The 23445-nt window shown below is 65.7% G+C and carries 16 protein-coding genes and 3 tRNA genes; 12 read left to right on the forward strand and 7 right to left on the reverse strand.

Annotation, left to right across the window (positions count from 1 at the left end):
- Nucleotides 1-110 precede the first annotated feature (110 nt).
- A tRNA-Cys gene (locus tag AAIO73_RS01570) sits at nt 111-184 on the reverse strand.
- 286 nt (nt 185-470) lie between these two features.
- On the opposite strand from AAIO73_RS01570, the gene AAIO73_RS01575 reads away from it, so the two are divergent.
- The 5 genes from AAIO73_RS01575 (at nt 471) to AAIO73_RS01595 (ending at nt 8022) form a co-directional block, all read left to right on the forward strand.
- Complete coding sequence (locus AAIO73_RS01575) at nt 471-2327, forward strand: acyltransferase family protein (protein WP_345875719.1); 1857 nt, start codon at nt 471-473, stop codon at nt 2325-2327.
- Between the two features lie 142 nt (nt 2328-2469).
- Nucleotides 2470-3141 (forward strand): protein-L-isoaspartate O-methyltransferase family protein, encoded by a 672-nt coding sequence (locus AAIO73_RS01580; protein WP_345875720.1) that lies wholly within the window; start codon nt 2470-2472, stop codon nt 3139-3141.
- 7 nt (nt 3142-3148) lie between these two features.
- On the forward strand, nt 3149-4720 hold the full coding sequence (locus AAIO73_RS01585) for a TolC family outer membrane protein (protein ID WP_345875721.1): 1572 nt from the start codon (nt 3149-3151) through the stop codon (nt 4718-4720).
- A 20-nt stretch (nt 4721-4740) separates the two neighbouring features.
- A complete protein-coding gene (locus tag AAIO73_RS01590) occupies nt 4741-5304 on the forward strand; it encodes a DUF2497 domain-containing protein (RefSeq protein WP_345875722.1) in 564 nt (187 codons plus the stop codon).
- Nucleotides 5305-5346: 42 nt separating this feature from the next.
- Nucleotides 5347-8022 carry a valine--tRNA ligase gene (locus AAIO73_RS01595; protein WP_345875723.1) on the forward strand — a complete coding sequence of 892 codons (2676 nt, stop codon included), beginning with the start codon at nt 5347-5349 and terminating at the stop codon, nt 8020-8022.
- Between the two features lie 152 nt (nt 8023-8174).
- On the opposite strand, the gene AAIO73_RS01600 is transcribed toward AAIO73_RS01595, so the two are convergent.
- Nucleotides 8175-9059, reverse strand: coding sequence for a diacylglycerol/lipid kinase family protein (locus AAIO73_RS01600; RefSeq protein ID WP_345875724.1), 885 nt, complete (start codon nt 9057-9059; stop codon nt 8175-8177).
- Between the two features lie 83 nt (nt 9060-9142).
- On the opposite strand from AAIO73_RS01600, the gene hemB reads away from it, so the two are divergent.
- Genes hemB through AAIO73_RS01615 form a run of 3 tightly spaced genes read left to right on the forward strand, consistent with a single transcriptional unit; the run spans nt 9143 to nt 12848 of the window.
- Nucleotides 9143-10129, forward strand: coding sequence for a porphobilinogen synthase (gene hemB, locus AAIO73_RS01605; protein ID WP_345875725.1), 987 nt, complete (start codon nt 9143-9145; stop codon nt 10127-10129).
- On the forward strand, nt 10126-10656 hold the full coding sequence (locus AAIO73_RS01610; protein WP_345875726.1) for a GNAT family N-acetyltransferase: 531 nt from the start codon (nt 10126-10128) through the stop codon (nt 10654-10656). The genes hemB and AAIO73_RS01610 overlap by 4 nt, the downstream gene beginning before the upstream one ends.
- Nucleotides 10653-12848, forward strand: a complete 2196-nt coding sequence (locus tag AAIO73_RS01615; protein WP_345875728.1) for a spermidine synthase — start codon at nt 10653-10655, stop codon at nt 12846-12848. Before AAIO73_RS01610 ends, AAIO73_RS01615 begins: the two co-directional genes overlap by 4 nt.
- 17 nt (nt 12849-12865) lie before the next feature.
- On the opposite strand, the gene AAIO73_RS01620 is transcribed toward AAIO73_RS01615, so the two are convergent.
- Complete coding sequence (locus AAIO73_RS01620; RefSeq protein WP_345875730.1) at nt 12866-13360, reverse strand: hypothetical protein; 495 nt, start codon at nt 13358-13360, stop codon at nt 12866-12868.
- Between the two features lie 83 nt (nt 13361-13443).
- Here AAIO73_RS01620 and AAIO73_RS01625 point away from each other — a divergent pair.
- Together AAIO73_RS01625 and AAIO73_RS01630 are read left to right on the forward strand one after the other, a co-directional pair.
- Nucleotides 13444-13520: transfer RNA gene (locus AAIO73_RS01625), tRNA-Arg, on the forward strand.
- Nucleotides 13521-13678: 158 nt separating this feature from the next.
- A tRNA-Arg gene (locus AAIO73_RS01630) sits at nt 13679-13755 on the forward strand.
- 109 nt (nt 13756-13864) lie between these two features.
- On the opposite strand, the gene AAIO73_RS01635 is transcribed toward AAIO73_RS01630, so the two are convergent.
- The 4 genes from AAIO73_RS01635 to AAIO73_RS01650 are packed head-to-tail and all read right to left on the reverse strand — an operon-like array spanning nt 13865 to nt 20308.
- Complete coding sequence (locus AAIO73_RS01635; protein ID WP_345875731.1) at nt 13865-15505, reverse strand: glycoside hydrolase family 43 protein; 1641 nt, start codon at nt 15503-15505, stop codon at nt 13865-13867.
- Nucleotides 15506-15533: 28 nt separating this feature from the next.
- Nucleotides 15534-16877: a glycoside hydrolase family 27 protein gene (locus AAIO73_RS01640; RefSeq protein ID WP_526023744.1), complete on the reverse strand. Its 1344-nt coding sequence runs from the start codon at nt 16875-16877 to the stop codon at nt 15534-15536.
- A gap of 15 nt (nt 16878-16892) precedes the next feature.
- On the reverse strand, nt 16893-18779 hold the full coding sequence (locus AAIO73_RS01645) for an NPCBM/NEW2 domain-containing protein (RefSeq protein ID WP_345875732.1): 1887 nt from the start codon (nt 18777-18779) through the stop codon (nt 16893-16895).
- Nucleotides 18776-20308, reverse strand: coding sequence for a glycoside hydrolase family 43 protein (locus AAIO73_RS01650; RefSeq protein WP_345875734.1), 1533 nt, complete (start codon nt 20306-20308; stop codon nt 18776-18778). The genes AAIO73_RS01645 and AAIO73_RS01650 overlap by 4 nt, the downstream gene beginning before the upstream one ends.
- A 326-nt stretch (nt 20309-20634) precedes the next feature.
- Between AAIO73_RS01650 and AAIO73_RS01655 the strand changes: the two genes are divergently transcribed.
- Nucleotides 20635-21390, forward strand: coding sequence for a FadR/GntR family transcriptional regulator (locus AAIO73_RS01655; RefSeq protein ID WP_345876314.1), 756 nt, complete (start codon nt 20635-20637; stop codon nt 21388-21390).
- Between the two features lie 82 nt (nt 21391-21472).
- Nucleotides 21473-23428: a sialate O-acetylesterase gene (locus AAIO73_RS01660; protein WP_345875736.1), complete on the forward strand. Its 1956-nt coding sequence runs from the start codon at nt 21473-21475 to the stop codon at nt 23426-23428.
- Nucleotides 23429-23445: the final 17 nt, after the last annotated feature.

The raw sequence follows: 23445 nt of genomic DNA on the forward strand, positions 1-23445 counted from the left end.
TCCATGGTTACACGGGAATGCTACGCAGCATGTCGGGTCAGCCCTCAACCGGGCGGCGGATTATGCCGAATTTCGGGACGTACCCGATTCGGGCGGCAACTGCCGCCCCCTGGAGGCGCGACCGGGAATCGAACCCGGGTGCAAGGATTTGCAGTCCTCTGCGTCACCACTCCGCCATCGCGCCTCGATACGGTGGGAGGCGGGCATTTGCGTGGGTTTGCGCGCGGCGTCAAGCCCATCGCTCTCGATACTATCGCTCAGCCCTGCCGGACGTGGCCCGTACGACGGTCTCCGGAACCGACGCCGCAGGCACTAGGGGTTACGTCCAGTCGAGCGATAGCCACGCTGGTGCAGTCGACCACGTGGAAAATCCCACGATGTTAAACGGATAATCACTGTCAAAAGTCGAACCGCGCCTTATAAGACGCCCGCTTTCAACGGTAGAAGGCGTCAATCGAAGCGGGGACGCGGTGCAACATCGGAACGATATCGACGGCCTGCGCGCACTCGCTGTGGTCCCCATCGTGCTGTTTCACCTCGGCATCTACACAATACCGGGTGGCTTCGTTGGCGTCGACGTCTTCTTCGTTATCTCTGGCTACCTTATTACTTCGATTGTCTGTCGTGAGATTGATAGCGGTCGCTTCTCCATCGCGGCATTTTATCGGCGTCGCGTCGTCCGCATTCTACCCGCCTTGCTATTCATGCTCGCAGCTACTTTGATAGCCGGCAAATTTTGGCTACTGGCCGTTGAATTACGCGACCTTGGAAAAAGCGCAGCAGCCGCGGGCGCGTTCGTGGCCAACATCAATTTCTGGTTTTCTGCCGATTATTTCGACGCATCGTCGGAAACAAAACTACTGCTGCATACCTGGTCGTTGGGCGTCGAAGAGCAGTTCTATATTTTCTATCCATTCCTACTGGTGCTGATTCGGCGTTGGCTGCCGCGCTTCCTGACCGCCGCCGTGCTGATCGTGACGTTGGGATCGTTTGCGCTATGCCTTTATTTCAGCAGGGTCGAACCGACGACAGCCTTCTATCTCCTACCGACACGCGCCTGGGAATTGGGGATGGGCGCGTTGGTCGCGCTGAACGCGGTACCGCGGCTCGCGTCCAGACGGGGGCAGAATGTGGCCGCCTTGACGGGTGTGGCACTTCTGATTGTCTCTTTCGTAGAGATCCGGTCAGATTTCGCCTTCCCGGCACCTTGGGCAATTTTGCCGTGTCTGGGGGCTGGGTTGCTCATTGCTTACGGTCGTGATGCAATGACCGCGACCGTCCTTTCGTGGGCACCGGTGCGCGGCATCGGAACGATTTCCTATTCGCTGTATCTCTGGCACTGGCCGATCATCACTCTTTACCGGCTTGAGAATGGCATGTCCTTGACGACCGGCGGGAAGGTCGTCGTACTGTCCATGACCTTCGGAGCGGCGCTCTTTTCGTATTTCCTGATCGAACGTCCCTTCCTGCGCCGGTACCGGACGGCAGCGAACCTTCCGGTTCTGGTTGCCGGCGGCGTTGCTGTCGCGGCAATGGTTGGAGCGTCCCTGCTGGTGGCATCGCAGGCGGAAGCAATCGTGCAGCATCCGGCCGAGGTGGACCGTGTCGGCAGCTATCTCGACTATCGCGCGATGCCGCAACATCGGTACCAGTTCCGGCCCGGTAGCTGTTTTATCGGCGCGGGTGAACATTATGATTTCAGGCGTTGTTTGGTTCTGCGCTCCGATCGGCCCAATGTCATCGTCATGGGTGACAGTCATGCGGCGCAATATTGGCGAGCTATCGCGTTGCGCTTTCCCAACGTCCATGTAGTGCAGGCGACTGCGTCCGGCTGCCGTCCGATCATCGAACTGAGCGGGCAGGAACGGTGCGTTTCCGTCATGCGAACCGTATTTAACGACGTAGTTCGTCGCCCCGGCGTCGTGGGCGTGGTCCTCGCAGGGAGATGGAAAAAGCGCGAACTCCCGTCGCTGGTTGAGACCGTCAAACTGCTTCGTCGACGCAATCTGGCGGTGACCGTCATTGGCCCGACTGTCGAGTACAAGGCTGACATGCCGCGGATACTGGCGCGCGCGATGTTGAGCGGCGATACGATGGCCATGGCCGGGCAATTGGCGTCGCAACGCATCGCCATCGATAGCAAGTTGCGGCCGCTGATCGAGCGAGCGGGAGGTAGATATGTGTCGGAGGTCGAAGTGGAGTGCCCCGCGGGCAGGTGCCGACTGTTCGACATCGATCACGGACCCTATCATTTCGACTATGGGCATCTGACCTTCGCAGCCTCGCGCGATGTCGTACAGCATTTGCCGGACGTCGATAAACAGTGATGCGAGGCATCGGCGGCGTTCAGGTAATGTCCAAAATTATACGCTGCTTCATCCTTGGCGCGGGCTGCACGGCGCGATAGACAGCGCGTCGCGATGCTATGTGTATTGCGTGGCTAAAACAGTTGTGCGACAGGATTGCACCATGACCGACTCGAACCAGACCCGACCCGATTTCGAAGCGATGCGCCACGCGATGGTCGTCAGCCAGCTTCGCACCAGCGCCGTCAGCGATCCGCGCGTCGTCGACGCGATGGGCGACGTGCCGCGCGAGGCGTTCGTGCCTTCGGCTCAGGCAGCGTTGGCCTATCGCGACGCGCCGTTGCCGCTGGGGGGCGGTCGGGCGATCAATCCGCCGCTGATCACCGGCCGGCTGCTGGTCGCCGCCGACATCCGGCCGACCGACCGCGTGCTGCTGATCGGTGCGGCCATGGGCTATGCCGCGGCGGTGGCGGCGCGGCTGGCGGGGTCGGTGGTCGCGCTGGAGGAAGATGCCGATCTTGCCGGCGCGGCGCGCGATGCAATTGCCGATACCAAGGTGACAGTGGTCGAAGGGCCGCTCAAGGCCGGCTGGGCCGAGAGCGCGCCCTATGACGTCATCATCATCGACGGCGCGATCGAGGAAGTGCCCGACGCAGTCGCCGAGCAGCTCGCCCCCGGCGGGCGGCTGGCGACCGGACTTGTCGATCGCGGCGTGACGCGCCTGGCACTCGGCCGGCGTAGCGAAGGTGGGTTCGGGGTGGTGGATTTCGCGGATCTTGAATGTGTCGTTCTACCGGGATTTGCGCGGCCCAAGACGTTTCAGTTTGTAAGGTAAGGAAAACATGCGGGGGGGGAAGTTTATCGGCGGGGTCGCGGCGCTGGCGTTGCTGGCCTCTCCTGCCAGTGCGGAGACGTTGCGGGAGGCATTGGCACGCGCTTATGCTACCAACCCGCAGCTGACGCAGGCGCGCGCCAACCAGCGCGCCACCGACGAAACGGTGCCGATCGCGCGGTCGCAGGGGCTGCCGCAGATCACCACGCAGGGGCAGGTGATCGAAAACGTCCTGACCCCGGCCAGTCGCGGTTTCACCCAGGCACCCCGTACGGGCAGCGCGCAGCTGAACCTCAGCCAGTCGCTCTATGCCGGCGGAGCGGTGCGCAACGGGGTGCGGGCGGCCGACGCGCGGGTCGATGCCGGTCGCGCCAATCTGCGCAGCACCGAAGCGAACGTCTTCACGCTGGTCGTCGCCGCCTATAACGACGTGATCCGCGACGAGGCGATCGTGCGGCTGAACCAGCAGAATGTCCGCGTGCTCGAGGTCAATCTGCAGGCGTCGCAGGACCGGTTCCAGGTCGGCGACCTGACCCGCACCGACGTCGCCCAATCCGAGGCGCGGCTGGCATCGGCGCAGGCGCAGTTGCGCAATGCCGAGGCATCGCTGATCCGCAGCCGCGAGAATTATGTCGCGACGACGGGGGCGCCGGCGGGAACGCTCGACGCGCCGCCGGCGCTGCCGAACCTGCCCGCCGATCCCAACGGCGCGGTGGGCGTGGCGGTGTCGAACAACCCCGCGCTGATCGCGGCACGGCGCAGCAGCGATGCGGCCGGATTCGACGTGCGCGTCGCGCGCGCCAACCGGCTCCCGCAGGTCAGCGCGGTGGCGGGCGGCGGCTATACCAGCTTCCTAGGGTCGGCGCAGTCGGTGAACGGAATCGTGCTGCAACAGGATGGCGGACAGGCGCAGGCCGGGTTCCAGTTCAGCCTGCCGCTGTTCCAGAGCGGTCGTCCGAGCGCGCAGATCCGCCGGGCGCAGGCATTGGAAGGCGCCGCGATCGAGCAGGTGACCCAGGTCGAGCGATCGGTGGTGTCGGACGCGCGTTCTGCGTTCGCGGCTTGGCAATCGGCGCTGCGGGTGATCGAATCATCGGAAGTGCAGGTGCAGGCCAATCGTCTGTCGCTGGAAGGGGTGCGCGCCGAGAACAGCGTCGGCACGCGCACGATCCTAGACATCCTGAACGCCGAACAGGAACTGCTCAACTCGCAGGTGCAACTGGTGTCGGCACGACGCGACGCCTATGTCGCCGGTTTCGCGCTGCTGGCGGCGATGGGTCGGGCCGAAGCGCGCGACTTGGGGCTGGACGGCGGGGCGCTGTACGATCCGGTCGCGAATTACGAACGGGTTCGCAACCGCATCTGGGACTGGAGCGACGATCCCGCGCCGGTGCCGGTCGCGCCGAGCACGGTCAACACCCCGGCACAGACGCCCGTGGTGACCCGCGAACTCGATCCCGCGTTGCAGCGGACCCCCAATCCCTATACCCCGACGCAGGGCATCGACGCGCCAAATCGACAGGGTGGAGCACCGCGCGCAACGCAGGGCGTTGACACGCCGCGGACGAACCCCGAAGGCTAGGCGTTCAAGGGGCGGAACGAATGAGGGTTGCGATGGGCGATATCAGCAACGAAACGTCGATGGAGGACATCCTGTCCTCGATCAAGCGGATCATCGCCGAAGAGGGCGAAGGATCGGCTCAAGCGTTGCGCGGGCGCAAGTCGATACGGACGGCGCAGCCACGTGACGTCGATGATCGCGACGAAATTCTTGAGCTAAATCAAAGTGTTGCCGCGCCGCCGCCACCGCCCCGCATGGAACAGCCCCGGGTCGAGCAGCCCCGCGTAGAGGCGCCGCGGGTCGAACGCCCGCGTCCGCCCGAGCCGCGCGTGGACGACGAACCGGAACCGATGCTGGCCGCCCCCGCACCGGGCAAGGTCGATGCGTCGATCGTATCGGACCGCGCCGCCGAGGCGAGTCGCGGTGCTCTGGACCAGTTGTCGCGGATGCTGGTGAAGCCCGAAACGCCGGGCGCCGATTCGCTCGAAGGGCTGGTCCGTGAAATGCTGCGTCCGATGCTGCGCGAATGGCTCGATGCGAAACTGCCGGGCATCGTCGAGTCGATGGTCGCGCGCGAGATCGCCCGGATCAGCGGCCGCGAGTAACGCTCTCTTGCAACGCCGCCGCATCCGCGCCATGCGGCGGCGATGAGCGAACTGCCCAAGACTTTCGACCCCGCCGCCATCGAGGCGCGCTGGTATGCCCATTGGGAACAGGACGGCCTGTTCCGGCCCGAGCGTCCGAATGCGACGCCGTGGACGATCGTCAATCCGCCGCCCAATGTGACCGGCAGCCTGCATATCGGCCACGCGCTCGACAACACGCTGCAGGACATTATGGTCCGCCATGCCCGGTTGCAGGGCAAGGACGCGCGCTGGGTTGTGGGTACCGACCATGCCGGCATCGCCACGCAGATGGTCGTCGAACGGCAAATGAATGCCGCCGGACAGAAGCGTACCGATTTTTCGCGCGACGACTTCATCGCGAAGGTCTGGAAATGGAAGGCCGAGAGTGGCGGGCAGATCACCGGTCAGCTGCGGCGGCTCGGCTGTTCGATGGACTGGGCGAACGAACGCTTCACGATGGACGACGGCTTTTCGAAGGCCGTGCTCAAGGTCTTCGTCGAGCTGCATCGCCAAGGCCTGCTCTATCGCGACAAAAGGTTGGTCAATTGGGACCCCGGCCTCGGCACCGCGATCAGCGACCTCGAGGTCGAGACCCGCGAGGTCAAGGGCAGCTTCTGGCGCCTGCGCTACCCGCTGGCCGATGGCTCGGGCTTTATCGAGGTCGCGACGACGCGGCCCGAAACGATGCTGGCCGACATGGCGGTCGCGGTGCATCCCGACGACGCGCGCTATATCGCGCTGATCGGCAAGCAGGTGCGCCTGCCTATCACAGGTCGCCTGATCCCGATCGTCGCCGACGAGCATGCCGACCCCGCATTGGGTTCGGGTGCGGTCAAGATCACGCCCGGCCACGACTTCAACGATTTCGAGGTCGGTCGGCGGGCGGGCATCGAAGCGCGCGACATGCTGAACATGCTCGATGCAAAGGCGAGCATCGTGCAGACGGCGGACGGGCTGATCCCCGACGCGTTCCTCGGTCTGTCGAGCGGTGACGCCCGCAAGGCAGTCGTTGCCCGGTTGAAGGACGAAGGCGTCCTGATGCCGCATGTCGACAAGGAGGGCGCCGAGCATGACGCCGAACCGCGCACGATCCAGACGCCGTATGGCGATCGGTCGGGTGTGGTCATCGAACCGTGGCTGACCGACCAATGGTATGTCGATGCCAAGACGCTGGCCCAGCCGGCGATCGAGGCGGTGCGGTCGGGCGCGGTCAAGATCGTGCCGAAATCGTGGGAAAAGACCTATTTCAACTGGATGGAGAACATCCAGCCATGGTGCGTGTCGCGCCAGCTGTGGTGGGGACATCGCATCCCGGCATGGTTTGCGGACGACGGCCGGGTGTTCGTCGCCGAAACCTATGAAGAGGCGCAGGCGGAAGCAGGTGCGGGCGTGGCGCTGAAGCAGGACGAGGACGTTCTCGACACCTGGTTCTCCTCGGCACTTTGGCCGTTCGCGACGCTCGGCTGGCCCGAGAATAGCGACCCGACACTTGGCGGGCGGTACAGCAACGACGTGCTCATTTCGGGCTTCGACATCCTGTTCTTCTGGGACGCGCGGATGTTGATGCAGGGCATCCACTTCATGAAGGAGGTGCCGTTCAAGACGCTGTACCTCCATGGCCTCGTCCGCGCTGCCGATGGCGCCAAGATGTCGAAGTCGAAGGGCAATACCGTCGATCCGCTCGGGCTGATCGATCGTTATGGCGCCGACGCGTTGCGCTTCTTCATGGCGGCGATGGAAAGCCAGGGCCGCGACATCAAGATGGATGAGAAGCGGGTCGAGGGCTATCGCAACTTCGCGACCAAGCTGTGGAACGCCACCCGGTTCGCGCAGGCCAACGGCATCGGCGCGTCGGCTACGATCGAACCGCCCCGGGCCGAACTGGCGGTCAATCGCTGGATCATCGCCGAGACGATCGAAACGGTGCAGGCATTGGACCTCGCGCTGGCCGATCTGCGCTTCGATGGCGCGGCCAACACCATCTATCAGTTCACGTGGAGCCGGTTCTGCGACTGGTATCTCGAACTGATCAAGCCGGTGCTGCAGGGCGGGGCCGAGGGTGGCGACGAAACGCGCGCGGTTGCAGGCTGGGTGCTCGACCGGATTTTGGTGATGCTGCACCCCTTCATGCCGTTCATCACCGAGGAGCTGTGGCATGCGCTTGGCGAGCGGTCGAACGACCTGATCGTGGCGCGCTGGCCGATGGCGGATGCGCGTGCGATCGATCCGTCGGCGCGGGCGGAGATCGACTGGCTGATCCGGCTGGTAAGCGAAATTCGCGCGGCGCGGACCGAGCTGAACGTACCACCGGGGGCGCGTCTGCCGCTACATGTCCGTGATGCGTCTGCGGAAACCACCGAGCGACTGGCGCGGCAGGGCGCAGTACTGGCACGGCTGGCGCGGGTCGATGCGGTGACCGGTGATCCGCCGACGGGCGGGGCGTTGCAGATCGTGGTCGATGAGGCGACGTTCGTCCTGCCGCTGGGCGACGTCATCGACCTCGACGCGGAGCGCGTCCGTCTCACCAAGGCGATCGCGGCGGCCGAGAAGGAGCGGGATGCGTTGGGCGGGCGCCTCGGCAATGCGAGCTTCGTCGAGCGTGCCAAGCCGGAGGCGGTCGAGAAGGCGCGGGCGGACCATGCCGACAAGATGGCCGAGGCGGCGCGGCTGCATGCGGCGTTGGGGCGGCTGGGGTAATTCCATCCGTCATTCCGGCGGAAGCCGGAATCCATGGACGGGGTGACATTGGCGTCCTTGCCGACACCGCCCGACACAATGGATTCCGACCTTCGCCGGAACGACGAAGTTTTCCAGTCTCGTCCGTCGTCTTCCGGCAGCACCGGGCGACGTTACGGTTCGGCCGGCGCCATCACCTCGATGATGCCTGCCGCGACCTTGGCCATGACCGGGGTCTTTGCCAGTACCTCGCCGTCAATCGAGATCGGCAGCGGCGGGACGGTTTCGATGCGAAGCGACTTGCCGTGGAAAGTCACCGTATCGACCCGGCGGGAGTCGAGACGGAAGAAGCCCGCGGCCCAGTTGCGGACCAGGCTGCGCTTGCCCTTGCCGCACACCACCTGAATGATGATTTCGCCGCTGTCGAGGCGGGCTTCCTCAACCAGTTCGGTGCCGCCATGAAAACGGCCGTTGGAGATTCGGACTTCGGTGGCGGTCATCCGTTTGGCGTTCGGGCCTTCGCCCACGATGAGCTGGAAGGGGTGGAATTTGGCGAATTGCAGCGTTGCCCAGGCGAGATAGCCGGCGCGGCCGAACAGGCGCTTGACGCCGTGCGGTACGGTCTGCGCGATTTGCGGCGACAGACCGATCGCAGCGCAATTTGCGAAATAGTCGCCGTCGATCATGCCAAGGTCGATGCGACGCGGACGGCCGGTCTTCAGCACCTCTACCGCGCCGGGAATGTCGAGCGGGATGCCGAGCGTACGGCAGAAGCTGTTGGCGGTGCCGAAGGGCAGGACGCCGAGAATCACGTCATGGCCCAGCAGATAGTCGACGAGGCTGCTGATCGTCCCGTCCCCGCCGCCCAGAATCACGAGGTCCGGTTTGCGTTCGAGCGCGCGTCGCAGCGTGGGTACGAGGTCGTCGGGGTTTTCGACGGCATGGGCGTCGACCTCGAACGGCATGCCCTGCATCGCGCTGCAAGCCTGGGCAAACTGGTCCTGCCCGCTGCGCGACCGGGCATTGACGATCATGGCGGCGGAGCGGATCTGCGTCATGCGGTCGGTAACGCTCCGTAACGAAAATCGAGCCACGCGACTTTGGGTTGAACGCGTCGCTGGTCTGGCCCACAAGTCCCGCCATGTCCGCTGCTTATCCCGCGCTGCGCCTGCGCCGCACCCGCGCCTCCGGCTGGAGCCGCCGCCTCCATGCCGAGACGGTCCTGACCCCCGCCGACCTGATCTGGCCGCTGTTCGTGACCGAGGGGGAGGGGGAGCAGATCGCGGCACTGCCGGGTGTATCACGCTGGAATTTGGCAGGAATTGTCGATCGTGCGCGTGAGGCCCGTGACCTCGGTATTCCGGTAGTCGCGTTGTTCCCAAACACGCCGCGCCATTTGCGCAGCGAGGACGGGGCGGAGGCGTTCAATCCGGACAATCTGATGTGCCGAGCGATCCGGGCGATCAAGGATGCGGTGCCGGAGATCGGCGTGCTGACCGATGTCGCGCTCGATCCCTATACCTCGCACGGGCATGACGGGATCGTCGATGCGAACGGCTATGTGTTGAACGACGTGACGTCCGACGCGCTGGTCCGGCAGGCGATCGTGCAGGCGGAGGCGGGCAGCGATATCGTCGCGCCGTCGGACATGATGGACGGTCGCGTTGGCGCGATCCGCGAGGCGCTGGAGGGGGCGGGGCACGTCAACGTCCAGATCATGGCCTATGCCGCCAAATATGCGAGTGCCTTCTACGGACCGTTCCGCGATGCGGTCGGCACGCATGGCCTGCTGAAGGGCGACAAGAAGACCTATCAGATGGACCCCGCGAACAGCGAGGAAGCGTTGCGCGAGGTAGCACTCGATATCGCCGAAGGTGCCGACAGCGTAATGGTCAAGCCGGGGCTGCCCTATCTCGACATCATCACGCGGGTGAAGGCGGCATTCGAGGTGCCGGTCTTCGCCTATCAGGTGTCGGGCGAATATGCGCTGATCGAGGCCGGCGTAGCGGCGGGCGTGGCGAATCGCGACGCGCTGGTGCTCGAAACGCTGTTGGCGTTCAAGCGGGCGGGGTGTTCGGGCGTGCTGACCTATCATGCGGCGCATGCGGCGCGGTTGCTGGGGGCATGATCGATACCAAGCGGCTGGTGCTGCGGCGCTGGCAGGAGCGGGACCGCGTTACCTTCTACGCGCATTGTTCCGACCCGGAGGTCATGCGGTATTTTCCGGCGCTGCTGACCCGCGACGAGGTCGACGCGGCCATCGCCCGGCAGGACGGGTTCGCCGACCAGCATGGCTATTGCTTCTGGGTGGTCGAGGAAAGGGCGAGCGGACAGATGCTCGGCTTTTGCGGGTTGAAGCCCGGCGCCGAGGGTACGCCGCTGGAGGGCGGGGTCGAGATCGGTTGGCGCTTTGGCAAGGAGCATTGGGGCAAGGGATTTGCGCGCGAAGCGGCACAGGCCAGCCTCGACTGGGGCTTCACGAACCTGCCGATCGATCGGATCGGCGCGATCACCGGTCCGGCCAATACGCGTAGCTGGGGGTTGATGGAGCGGCTGGGCATGGTCCGCGCGCTCGATCAGGATTTCGATCATCCCGCCGTGCCCGACGACAGTCCGCTCAAACGCCACATCACCTATTGGAAGCAGCGCCCGTGAGCGCACCCGTGCGGACTGCCGGATGGCCGATCCGGTGGATCTTCGTCGCGACGATCCTGACCGGATCGTTTCTGCTGTTCCTCGTCCAGCCGATGGTCGCGCGCATGGCGCTGCCGCAACTGGGTGGGGCGCCGGCGGTGTGGAACTCGGCGATGCTGGTCTATCAGGCGCTGCTGCTCGGCGGCTATGCCTATGCGCACCTGCTCGGCAAGCTGATGCCGAAGGCGCAGGCGGCGGTGCATCTGCTGGTGCTGTTGTGTGCGGCGGTGTGGTTGCCGATCGGAGTCAACGCGACGCAGGTGCCCACTGGGGTCGAACCGGCGCTATGGGCGCCGTGGCTGCTGACGGCATCGATCGGGCCGCTGTTCTTCGCGGTGTCGGCGCAGGCGCCGCTGTTGCAACGCTGGTTCGCGTTCCTTTGCCCGGGGCGGGATCCCTATGCGCTCTATGCCGCTTCGAACGTCGGCAGTTTCGCCGGGCTGATCGCCTATCCGCTGCTCGTCGAGCCGCTGCTGCCGCTGCGGTCGCAAAGCTGGGGGTGGAGTGCGGGATACGCGCTGTTGACCGTTCTCGTCATCGGTTGCGGATGGTTACTGCCGCACCGGCGCGAACAGGCGGCGAAGCTCGAGCCGGGCGAGGCACCGACACGGCGGCGGGTGTTGCACTGGATCCTGCTGGCGCTGGTTCCGTCGGGGCTGATGCTGGCAACCTCGACCTTCCTGACCACCGATATCGTCGCGGTCCCGCTACTATGGGTGCTGCCGTTGGGTTTGTATCTCCTCAGCTTCACCGTCGCCTTTGCCGATCGGCGCGGGCTGGCGGAGGCGATCACCCGCTACGCGCCGATCACCATCCTGGTGTTCGGAGGGATGATGATCGGCGGGCATCATAACTGGCCGCTGCTGAGCGCGCTGGCGGCGTTGATGCTGTTGTTCGCCGTATCGGTGGCGCTGCATACGAAGATGTACGCGCTGCGGCCGGCTCCCGCACGGCTGACCGGCTTCTATCTGGCGATGTCGGTCGGCGGCGCGCTGGGCGGGGTGTTCGCCGGACTGGTCGCGCCGGTGCTGTTCGACTGGACCTATGAATATCCCTTGCTGATCCTCGCAGCCGGCATCCTCGCGCCGCTGCCGTTCCTGTTACCGGTAACCGAGCGGCTGTGGCGCGCCGGCGGCGTGCGGCTGACCCTCGCGGTGCTGGTCGTCATCAGCGGATTGATCGTGCTGGGCCTGGCCAATCCTGGCGATGTACTGGGTGCGGCACCCGAACCGATCGCGTTCCTCGCCATCACTATCGTCGGCGTCGTCGCGATCGGATCGCGCGTGCCCTACGTCTTTGCGCTGGCCGGCGCGCTGTTCCTGTTCGGCGGCTATCGTGCGATCCAGTTGTCGCTGGAGCCGGGCGCCCGGACGCGCAGCTATTTCGGCGTGTATACGATCACCCGCGGGGAGGGGGTGAACGAGTTGCAGCATGGCACGACGCTGCACGGTATCCAGCTGACCGGCAGTCCCGAGCGCGAACGGACCCCGACCACCTATTACGTCCCCAATTCGGGGGTGGGAGAGGCGCTGCGCGCCGCGCCTGCCCTGTATGGTCGCAATGCGCGGATCGGCATCGTCGGTCTCGGCACCGGAACGCTCGCCTGCTACGCCAAGCCAGGGCAGCAATGGCGCTTCTACGAGATCGATCCGGTCGTGGTGCGGATCGCGCGCGATTCGGGGGCCTTTACCTTCCTGCGCCGTTGTGCGCCCGATGCGCAGATCGTGCTGGGTGATGCGCGGTTGAGCATCGCGCAGGCGGCGGCGGGGAGCCTCGACCTGCTGGCGCTCGATGCCTTTTCATCGGACGCGGTGCCGATGCACCTGATGACGCGCGAGGCGTTCGACACCTATGGCCGGGTGCTGGGACGACGCGGGTTGTTGCTGGTCCATGTGTCGAACCGCTATCTCGATCTCGCCCCGGTAGTGGCGCGGACGGCATCGGGATGGATGGCAGCGCAACTGGCCTATCAGCCCGTCGGCGGGGCGGCGGGGGACAGCGGGTCGGTGTGGATCGCGCTGACCCGCGATCCCGAAGTGCTCGGCGAATTGCTGGCGAGTGGCGGCTATTGGGAGCCACTGCCGGTGACCGACACCGCGCCCTGGACCGACGATTATGCATCGATCCTGCCGGTGCTGCGCGCGTTGCAATAAGGGCGTTCGAAGCGCCCTTATCGCAAGTTTTCGCCCAGCGTCGCGATCGTCGTGCGTTGCGTATTGGCCGCATCGGTCGCCTTCGCAAGCGCGGCGTCGAGCGCGGGGTAGGGCGGCGCTTCGGCGGCGGCGTGGTCGATCGCCAGCCGTTCGAGATCGGCTAGCGGCGTGTCGATCGTGGTGCGCGCAACGTCGAGTTCGGCCAGCGCCACCTGCGCATTGAGCCACGGTTCGCTGCCCTCGGCCTTGCCCGCGGCGGCGCGGACCAGCGGGCGGGCGCGGGCGACCGCCGCCTCGAACGCCCGGGTCGCGGCCGCAACCGCGCCGTTCGCAGCGGCGATCTTTCCATCCAGCGCGGCGTCGGGCGTGGCGACCTGCACTGGCCGCACCGGTTCGGCAAGGCTGATCTTTTCGATCGGCCGCGGCAGCAACGACGGATAGTCTCCACGCGGCGCGGCACAGGCCGACAACAGGGCGGTGAACAGGACGGGCGGGAGCAGAGCGGCTTTCATCTGCCCTCGTTATGCGTCCAAAAAAAATCGCACAACAGGCTTGCCAGACCAAAATGCCACGTCTAACAGGCTGCCTCCACCGGGCACCCGTAGCTCAGCTGGATAGAGCATCAGACTACGAATCTGAGGGTCGGACGTTCGAATCGTTCCGGGTGCGCCATGGAAAACCCCGCCTGACCATTGGTCCGGCGGGGTTTTCTTTGTCCGTTGCGTCGCGAACGGCAGTGATCGTGTCGCAAACTTCGATGGCCGATGCGAACATTTGGCGCAGGGGCTTGCCAGACCAGAAACCCGCGTCTAACAGGCTGCCTCCACCGGGCACCCGTAGCTCAGCTGGATAGAGCATCAGACTACGAATCTGAGGGTCGGACGTTCGAATCGTTCCGGGTGCGCCAAAGAAAACCCCGCCAGACTGTTTGTCCGGCGGGGTTTTCTTTGTCTTCGGTACCGAACCGGCCGTTCGAAAACGGGAGCGCCGTCGCGACGCTCCCGCATCTAACCAGACTATTTCGCCTGCCAGACATAGGGGCCGACGACGGTGCCGACAAACCCGCCCGCAACCTTCGTGCTGAGGAAGCGGACGTCGACGTCGGTCTTGAGCGTCCGCCTAGCGCCACCCGAGGCAAAGTCGAACGCCATCGTGCCCCGATCGGCGCGGATGGTCAGCGTGACCGGAGCAGTGCCGGCGATCGGAGCGGTTGCGACCAGTTCCTCTGCGCCCTTGTTCCGGGTGTAGAGGGCGACGACGCGCTTGCCGTCGAGCCGGGTGACGCCGAAGAACAGATAGTTTTCGTCATTCTGCATCGCCGCCAGCCCGGCACGGTCACCGTCGCGTTGCGGCGCGAAGACGACCGTCGTCCCCATCGTCGCGACATGGTGCTGCTGCCGCCGGCCGACAAAGCCCGGTACCCCGTTCAGATCGCCGATCGGCGCGCCACCATCGATCAGCAACTCGCCGCCGGCCACGCGATAGACCGGTGCCTTGGGCGTGCGCACGCCGATCCATTGCATGGCGAGCGCGTTGCCGTCGAATTCGTCGACATAGCCGAAATCGCCGCTGGTCGGCAGCTTCGGGGCAGGCTGGCGCGGCAGTTTGGGGCGGGTCGCGACGAAGGGTACGCGCTGTCCGGCCGGCAGGATCGTCGGCCATCCATCCTTCCACGTCACCGGCAGCAGGAACGTCTCGCGCCCGATATTGTAGTAATCGTCGCCGTACGGCCGCACCGCGAGGAAGGTCGCCCACCAGTCGCCATTCTGCGTCTGCACCAGCTTGGCATGGCCTGCCGCCGATACCGCGTCGGGTCGGTCATTAGGTAAGTCGCGCTGGGTCAGGATCGGGTTGCCGCTCCATGGGGTGAACGGCCCGCGCAGACTCTTCGATCGGAAGGCGACCTGCGAATGGTTGACGCTGGTTCCGCCTTCGGCCGCGGTCAGATAGTACCAACCGTCCTTCCGGAAGATATGTGGCCCCTCGATCCATACCGGTTTCTTGCTGATGTCGACGCCGCCATTGATGAGCTGGGTCGATTCCCCGACCATCTTGCCGGCGCGCCAGTCATACTCCTGCACCCAGATCGCACGATGGCCATCATAGCGCGGCGGTTCGTTCGGGGCGCGGTTGTTGACGATATAGGCTCGGTCGCCCTCCCAATAGATGGACGGGTCGATGCCTTCGAACGGCAGCCAGATCGGGTCCGACCACGGCCCCTTCGGATCCTTGGCGGTGATGACGAAATTGCCTTTGCACGCGACGCAGGTGTTGACGATGTAGAAGGTGCCGTCGTGATAGGAGATGTCGGGCGCGAATACCGCCTCCGACACGCGGCGGCCGGTGAAGTCAAGTTGTTCGGGCCGGCTGATCGCGTTGGCGATCTGCGTCCAGCTGACCAGATCCTTCGAATGGAAGATCGGCAGCCCCGGATAATGGGCAAAGGACGACAGGACGAGATAATAGTCGTCACCGACGCGGGTTACCGACGGGTCGGGATAATAGCCCGACAGGATCGGGTTGCGATATTGATCGGGACCGGGCGTCGCGCGTTCGACGCTGCGGCCCTCATAGGTGAAGCGGCTGAACCGCGCCGGTTCGGCCAGCGCGGTGGTGCTGGCGGCGAGTGCCAGTCCGGTCATCAAAGTGCGGAGCATCAGTCGTTCCTGTCGGAGAGGGATGGGGTCAGGCGTCGAGACGGTAGAGGGCGGCACCGTGCGGCGGCAGATCGGCCTCGACCCGCATTGCGGCGGTGCCGAGGTCGCGGCGTGCCCACAGGTCGCGGACGCGCACCGGGCCGTTCAGCTTCAGCCAGCGCAGGTCGACGCCGGGTTTCAGTGGCTTGTCGCCCGGATTGAACAGCGCGAGGTACGTGCCGCCATTTGCCGCCTTTGCGGTCCACGCGCGCATGCCGTCCTGCACATGCAGCGGGCGGTTGGCGGTGCTGGCCTGGTTGACGGCGATGACTTCCGGGTTGGTCAGCAGCGCGAGCGTAGCCGCGTCGAGATGGCGCAGGTCGCCGCCCATGATGAGCGGCGAGCGCGCGATCGACCACAGGGTCATCAGCGTGCGCTGTTCGGCCGGGGTGAATTTGGTCTCGCGTTGACCCAGCGCCAGTCGACCGAGCGGAAGCATATCGGCATCGGGCCAGCCGCCGGGGCCGGCGAAGCGCTGCCAGTTCTCGAGCCGGACGAACTGCGCGTCGAGCATCCGCCATTCGTCCCAGAAATCGTCGCTAATCCGCCACATCTGTGCATGCGCGCGGACATGGTCGCCATTGGCGACCGGCGTTTCGCCGGGCGAAAGGCTCAGCAGGATCGGGCGGCCCGACCGGCCGATCGCGGCGCTCGCTGCCTCGATCTCCGGTGCGTGCGCGTCGTAGGGGCGGCTCATATCGTCCATCTTGACCAGATCGACGCCCCATTCGGCATATTGCGCGAACACGCTGTCATAATAGGCCTGCGCACCGGGACGGCGCATGTCGACGCCGTACATGTCACCGTTCCACGAACAGATGCTCGACGGGTCGGCAATGTCCTGCGCGCGATATCGCGTGCCGAGGATGGGCAGGTTGCGTCGCACCGCTTCGCGCGGGATGCCGCGCATTAGGTGGATGCCGAATTGCAGCCCCATCGCATGAACCTGATCGGCGATGGCGCGAAAACCACGGCCATCGGCGGCGGAGGGGAAGCGTTTCGGATCTGGCTGCAACCGGCCATAGCCGTCGAGCACCGGCACCGCATCGGCACGATATTCGTAGCCGGTCGCTCCGGGCTCATACCACTGGATGTCGATGGTGAAGATCGAATAGCCGGCGGGCAGCAACTTGTCGCGCATGATCCGCGCGGTTTCGAGCGCCTGCGCTTCGGTGATCGTGGTGGCGAAGCTGTTCCAGCTATTCCAGCCCATCGGCGGCGTCGGGGCGAGCTTCGCCTTGGTCCGGGGCGCCGCCCGCGCCGCGCCGGCAACGACCGGCAGCGCGCCTGCCGCGCCGATCAGTCCGCGCCGTGTGATCCCGTCTGTCGTCATGCCCCGTTCCCTTGCTTATCTGTCGAGCAGCGCGGCGTCGCCCCATACCACCGGATCGTTGAACCGCGCGCCGCGCTCGCCCTCGGCGACCAGTTCGATCAGCTTTACGCCGGTTACGTCGGCGGCAATTGGTGCGGCGGCAACGCCGAAGCGCAACGGCTTCGACGAAGCGAGCAGCTTGCCATCGCCATAGACGCGGAAAGTCACCGGGTAGCGACGATCGCGTGCGCTGTCGTCCACGCCGACCGTTGCGGTGAGACGCCGCGCCGTCGTGTTGCGGACCTCGATCCGGGAATTGGCAAGGACCCCGATCGCGGTGTGGAAGCGGCGGCCAGCGACGCCCGCCGTCTCGCCATAGGGCGTACTGTCGACCTGTGCGCCGCCCCATCCGCCATAGCGCGGCCGTTCGCCATCGCCCCGCGAACTTCGCCACGGCAGCATCCCGCGATGGATCAGCGGCTCGACCTCGGGGACGACGACGCCATCGACCGCCGGGTTCACGCGGCCGGGCATTTCCGAGAGATAGAGGCCGCCGGCCAGCCGCCGCTTGCCGCGCGCGACGAAGGCCAGCGTCTCGTGCGCCACCAGTTGCAGCTTGCGTTCGTCCCGGAAGCGCATGGTCGCGCCGCTCCACAGGTCGGTCAGGTCGATATCGGCATCGCTCAGCAGCTTGAGGTGATCGGCGGTCAGCACCGCCTCGACCGGCTGGTTTAGCCGGTTGAGGATCGCCACCGCCTTGTCGCCACTGGCCAACGTCTTGACGAAGATTTGCACATCGTCGCTGTCATGCGCCAGCACCGCCTGATTGCCGGCGGCATCCTGATTAAGCGCGATGATCCGTTCGTTGCCGAGGATCGCGAGCAGTTCGGGCGTCGCCTTGCGCAGGTCGTAGCCGATCAGCAACGGCGCGTTCACCATCGCCCACAAAGTAAAGTGCGAGCGGGCTTCGTTCAGGTGGTTGGCGTCGAACTCGCCGGTGCCGACGAACAGCATGTCGGGATCGTTCCAGGATCCCGGATGCGCGTAGAGCGGTCGCCGCGCGGTGCTGTCGAGATTATGGAGCATCCGGCTCCAACTCGCTGAAATATCTTCACTGGTCCGCGACGTCCCCCCGATATTGCGGCCCCATGACCGGATATCGGCCGCGCCCCACAGGCACAGCGACAGGATGTAATCGCCATCGGGATTGTACCGCCGCAGCGCGCCCGCGACATCCTCGTACAGCTTGCGGGTGGCGGGAATATCGGTGCGGCCGAGCGAGTCGACATCGACCAGTGGCGGAAACACCCGGTGCCGCCCGGCGCGCACTGCCGGACTGTCGGGGCCGAGCCCGCGAATGCCGCAGCCATCGACCTTGATATAGTCGAATCCCCATTCGGCGAAATAGGTCCGTATGTCGCCGTCGACGTGACCGTAGAGTCCGATTTCCCTTTCCAGTACCGACCCTTGTGGCTGGTTCGGCATGTTCGACGTGAACACCTGTCCACAGGAGTTGCGGCCGATATCCGAATAGATGCCGGCCTTCAGCCCCATCGAGTGCAACCGATCGGTCAGCGGGCGGAAACTGGTATTGCCGTCGGCGGTGCGCGCCGACGGAAAATTATCGGTGCGGATCAGCACCCGCCCGTCGGACTGGCGCCGTTGCAACCACCAGCCGTCATCGATGTTGACGTAGCGATAGCCCTTCTCCGCCAAACCCGTATCGATGATGATCTTCGCCGATGCGAGCAGCTTTTCCTCATCGATATCGGTCTGGAAGGCGTTCCAGCTATTCCAGCCCATCGGCGGCAATTGCGCGCGCCCTTCGACATTCGCGCTCCAGCGGCCGGTCGGGCGGAGATCCTGCGCGGCGGCGGCGAGCGGCAGCAGCGCGGCGATCCTGGCGAGCAGCCAGCGCTTCACTTCGCCGCCTGCAGCGTGAAGCTGTCGACGTCGAGGAAACCGGTGCCGGGTGTGGGATTATAGCAGAAGATCGCCATCTGCTCGCCCTGGAAGGTGCCGGTCCGCCAGGCGAAGGCCAGCGGGAATTCGCCCCCGATCGGCTGCCAGCGTTTGCCGTCTACGCTGTAGGACAGGTTGCCTCGGTCGGCTTTGAAGTCGAGGTCCATCGCCATCCACAGATTGCGGCCGGCAATCGGCCGGGCCGCGACGCGCCGGTCGATCTTCGGGCCGGCATCGGTGCTTTCGATCACGTCCATTGCCAGCGACGGCGCGCCCTTGGCATCACGGGTCACCGCCAGCGTCGCGCTATATTGGCCGAAGGTGCCGAAACCGCAGCGGTCGCCGCTGCGGATATTGGCGATGTCGAGCTTCACCTCCGCCCGGCTGCGCGGCCCTTGCGCCTTTTGCACCAGCGTGTTGCGAGCGGTCCAGAAACCATCGGCTTTGGTCGGGCGCAGACGCAGGAAACCGGGGCGCTGCGTCAACGACCAGCGATCGTCGACAGGGTTGTGGTTCCATTGCCATTGCAGGCCGAGCTTCGACCCGGAAAACAGATCGGAGGCCGCCGGTTCGGCAAGGGGAAAGCCCTTGATCGGTTTGGCGGCGCGTTCAGGCACACGGTCCGGCGCATCGGGCGTCCCCCAGACCGGCCAGTCGTCGCGCCAGAAAACGGGGCTCAGATTCGTCATCCGGCCGATCGAACCGGAATCGATCATCACGAAGCCGACCCAGTTGCCGTCGGGCGTATCGACCAATGCCCCCTGATGACCCCCACTCTTATCGTCGATCTGCGGCTTGGTTTCCCATGGTCCGTACAGGCTCTTCGCCCGCGATACCGTCAGACCCAGCCGGCGGGGGATCGCATTGAACATATAATAATGGTCGCCGCGCCGGATGATCTTCGATCCTTCCGCCCCGGCATTGTAATGGATCTTGCGATCGTCGACGACCTTGCGAAAATCGCGGTCGAGCTTGAGCAGGCGGGTCGTGCCGTCCGATCCGATCGACGTCGCGATATAGCCGGTGCCGTCTGGTTCGATGAACAGTCCGGGATCGAACGCCGCGCGATCCAGCTCGTTCATCGTCCACGCGCCGCGCGGATCGCGCGTGCGATAAATGCGCGTATTCTGTCCGACCGGGGTCACGACGATGTAGAAGGTGCCGGCGTGGTGGCGCAGGCTGGCCGCGAACAAGCCGCGACGATAAGCGTCCTTACCATCGGTCAGATTATATTCGGGCCGATCGTCCAGCCGGGGCGCGACATGGCCGATGATCTGCCAGTTGAGCAGATCCTTCGAATGGAGCAGCGTCAGGCCGGGCGCATTGGCAAAGGTCGTGGTGACGAAATAGTAATCGCTGCCAACGCGGATGATGTCGGGATCGGGATAGTCGGCGTAGAGAATAGGGTTTTGGTAGCTGCCATCGCCCTGATCGGCGCGCCACACCTGTGCCGGCGCGCTGCCGGCCAACGCGGCCATGGCGAGGAACATCCCTGTCCGGATCGATTTGGTAGCCAAAATCGCTCTCCCATTCCGGCGACTTGCGGCCGTTTATTGTCTGGGTATTCGTCCGGCGTCGATGCGTCAACGCTGTTCGTGGTAGCGTTAACGCATCAACCAGTCGGCGGGGCTGCACCGGCGAACACCGCAAATCTCGCTCGATTTGACGCCGGGGGTGCGCATCCGTAGCATCGCCGCGAACGATCGATCCGATATCGAACTGCGGCCCATTAGTTGTACATTGCGCTGGCGGCCGCCGCGTCGACGCTGATGGCGAGGGAAGCAGGGTGAGCACGAAACAGGGGCACGAGATCGACATGGCCGAAATCGACGAGGACGTCGCCGACGCGCTGTCGGACGAACCCGCCGCCCCGGCGCGCAAGGGGTCCGGCCGCCGGCTGCGCGGGGCGGTCGCCCATTATCTCGGCACCGCCATCGTATCGGGCCGCATCGCGCCGGGCGAGTTGCTGACCGGCGAAGTCGCCAATGCCGAGGCGCTCGACGTGTCGCGCAGCGCCTATCGTGAGGCGGTGCAGGTGCTGACCGCCAAGGGACTGGTCGAAAGCCGTCCGAAGATCGGGACGCGGGTGCTGCCCCGGCGGCGCTGGAACTTCCTCGACCCGATGGTCCTCGCCTGGGCGTTCGAAGGGGAACCGAACATCGCGTTCATCCGCGGGCTGTTCGAACTGCGCGCGGTCGTCGAGCCGGCGGTGGCGCGGTTGGCGGCGGAGCGGCGCGACAAGGACGATATAAAGGCGTTGCGCGCGGCGCTCAGCGGGATGCGTCGCCATACGCTGGCGACCGAGGCGGGGCGCGCCGCCGACCGCGATTTCCACGATGCGCTGATCTACGCCACGCATAACGAGACGTTCGTCGCGCTGAGCGCCAGCATCGGCGCGGCAGTCAACTGGACCACGCAGTTCAAGCAGCGCCAGCGCGCGCTGCCCCGTGATCCGGTGCCCGATCATACCCGCGTGTTCGAAGCCGTGGTGGCGGGGGATGCGAAGGCGGCCGAGGAGGCGATGACCTCGCTCGTGTCGCTGGCGCTGGAGGATACGCGCACGGCGATGTGAAGTCCCCGATGGTGCGAACGCGATGGTAGCGCCGCCCGTGCGGCTGTTGCATGGTAGCGCTCACAATAATCGGGGAGAGGTTATGCGTTCGATTCGGGCCTTGGCAGGCTGTGCGCTGTCGGCATCGCTGCTATGGGGGATGGCGGCCCATGCGCAATCGGCGGCGCCGGTACTCGCCAATATCTTCGCCGACCATGCGGTACTGCAGCGCGACCGCCCGATCGCGATCTGGGGCAGTGCCGCACCCGGCACCCCGGTCACCGTGAAACTCAGCGATCGCAGCGTCAGCGCGCAGACGGGCAGCGACGGTAAGTGGCGCGCGACTCTGCCGGCGATGCCGGCGGGTGGCCCCTATGTGCTGGAGGTCAGCAGCGGCGCGACATCGGCCCAGCGCCTGTCCGACATCATGATCGGCGACGTGTTCCTGTGCGGCGGACAGTCGAACATGGAGTTTCAGGTCAGGCACGCCACCGGACTGGAAGTGATCCCTTCGGCGAACGACGCGTCGCTGCGCTTCACGACCATCGCCGACAGCAGCAAGACCGCGCCCGCCGCCGATCTCGCCAAGCGGGTCGACTGGCGCAGCGTCACGCCGGAGACAGTCGGCGACGCATCGGCGGTATGCTATTTCATGGCGCGCTCGCTGCGCGGGACCGAAAAGGTACCGATGGGCATCATCGCCTCCGAATGGGGCGGGACGCGCATCGAAAGCTGGATCAGCGCGCCCGCGCTGGCGACGCAGCCGGGCTTCACCGACGGGCTGAACGCGATCGCGTTGTTCGATCGCGATCCGGCGGCGGCGACGGCGGCGGACGGCGTGCGCCGCGAAACGGCTTGGGCGGCGATCGACCCTGCCGCCAGGGCCGAGCGTGCGTTTCGGACTGCGGATTATGACGATCGCAAATGGGCGACGGTGCCTGCGCAATATGAGCAGATTCCCGCCGCCGATCGCGACCGGCTGGGCGGCGTCGTCTGGCTGCGCACCACCGTCGACCTGACGCCGGCGCAGGTCGCGGCGGCGCAGACACTGCGGCTGGGACCGATCGGGCGCTATGACGAAACCTATGTCAACGGACGCTTCGTCGGCGGTGGCAGCGTCGATTGGGCGTGGCGCAATTACGGCATCCCGACCGGCATGCTGCGCTCCGGGCGCAACGTGATTGCGATCCGCACCGTCGGCCCAAAGCAGGACGGGCGCTTCACCGACATGAGCATCCGCACCATCGGTCTGGCCGATGGTGGCGCGGTGCCGCTGTCGGGGCCGTGGCGTTACCGGATCGGGTCGGCGCTCAAGGACGTCTCGGTCGGCCCCGCCCCCTGGGACGTACCGAACAGCCTGACCACGCTGTACAACGGGATGATCGCACCGATCGCGCCCTACGGCCTGAAGCTGGCGGCGTGGTATCAGGGCGAATCGAATACGGGGCAGGCGGCGGCCTATCGCGGGTTGATGTCGACGCTGATGGCCGATTGGCGGCGCGCCTTTGCCGCGCCCGACCTGCCGTTCTTCGTCGTGCAACTGACCAGCTATGGCAAGCCCGCCACGGCGCCGCGTGACTCCGGGTGGGCGGCACTGCGCCAGTCGCAGGCGCAGGCGGTCGCGGCCGATGCGCATGCCGGCCTTGCCGTCACGATCGACGTCGGCGACCGGTTCGATATCCACCCGGCGCAGAAGACGGTCATCGGGGAGCGGCTGGCCCGGCTGGCGCGGGTCGTCGCTTATGGTCAGCCAGGGCTGCGGAGCGGTCCCGAAGCGACCGAGGTGGTGCGACAGGGAAGCGATATCGTCGTCCGTTTCCGCAACGTGACCGGCGGCCTGCAACGCTATGGCGGGGCAGGGGCGATCGGCTTCGAACGCTGCGCGGGTACGACATGCAGCTTCGTCGACGGGCGGGTCGAGGGCGATACGGTCGTCCTGCCCGGCACCAATCGGCCGGAGGTGACGGCGGTGCGCTACGCTTGGGCGGATGCACCCTTCGTCAACCTGTTCGACGGTGCCGACCTGCCGGCGGCACCGTTCGAACTGCCGCTACGCTGATCGCGGTCGGGCGGCGG

Origin of the sequence: Sphingomonas epibiotica, from assembly GCF_039615155.1 — a bacterium.
Lineage (GTDB): Bacteria > Pseudomonadota > Alphaproteobacteria > Sphingomonadales > Sphingomonadaceae > Sphingomonas.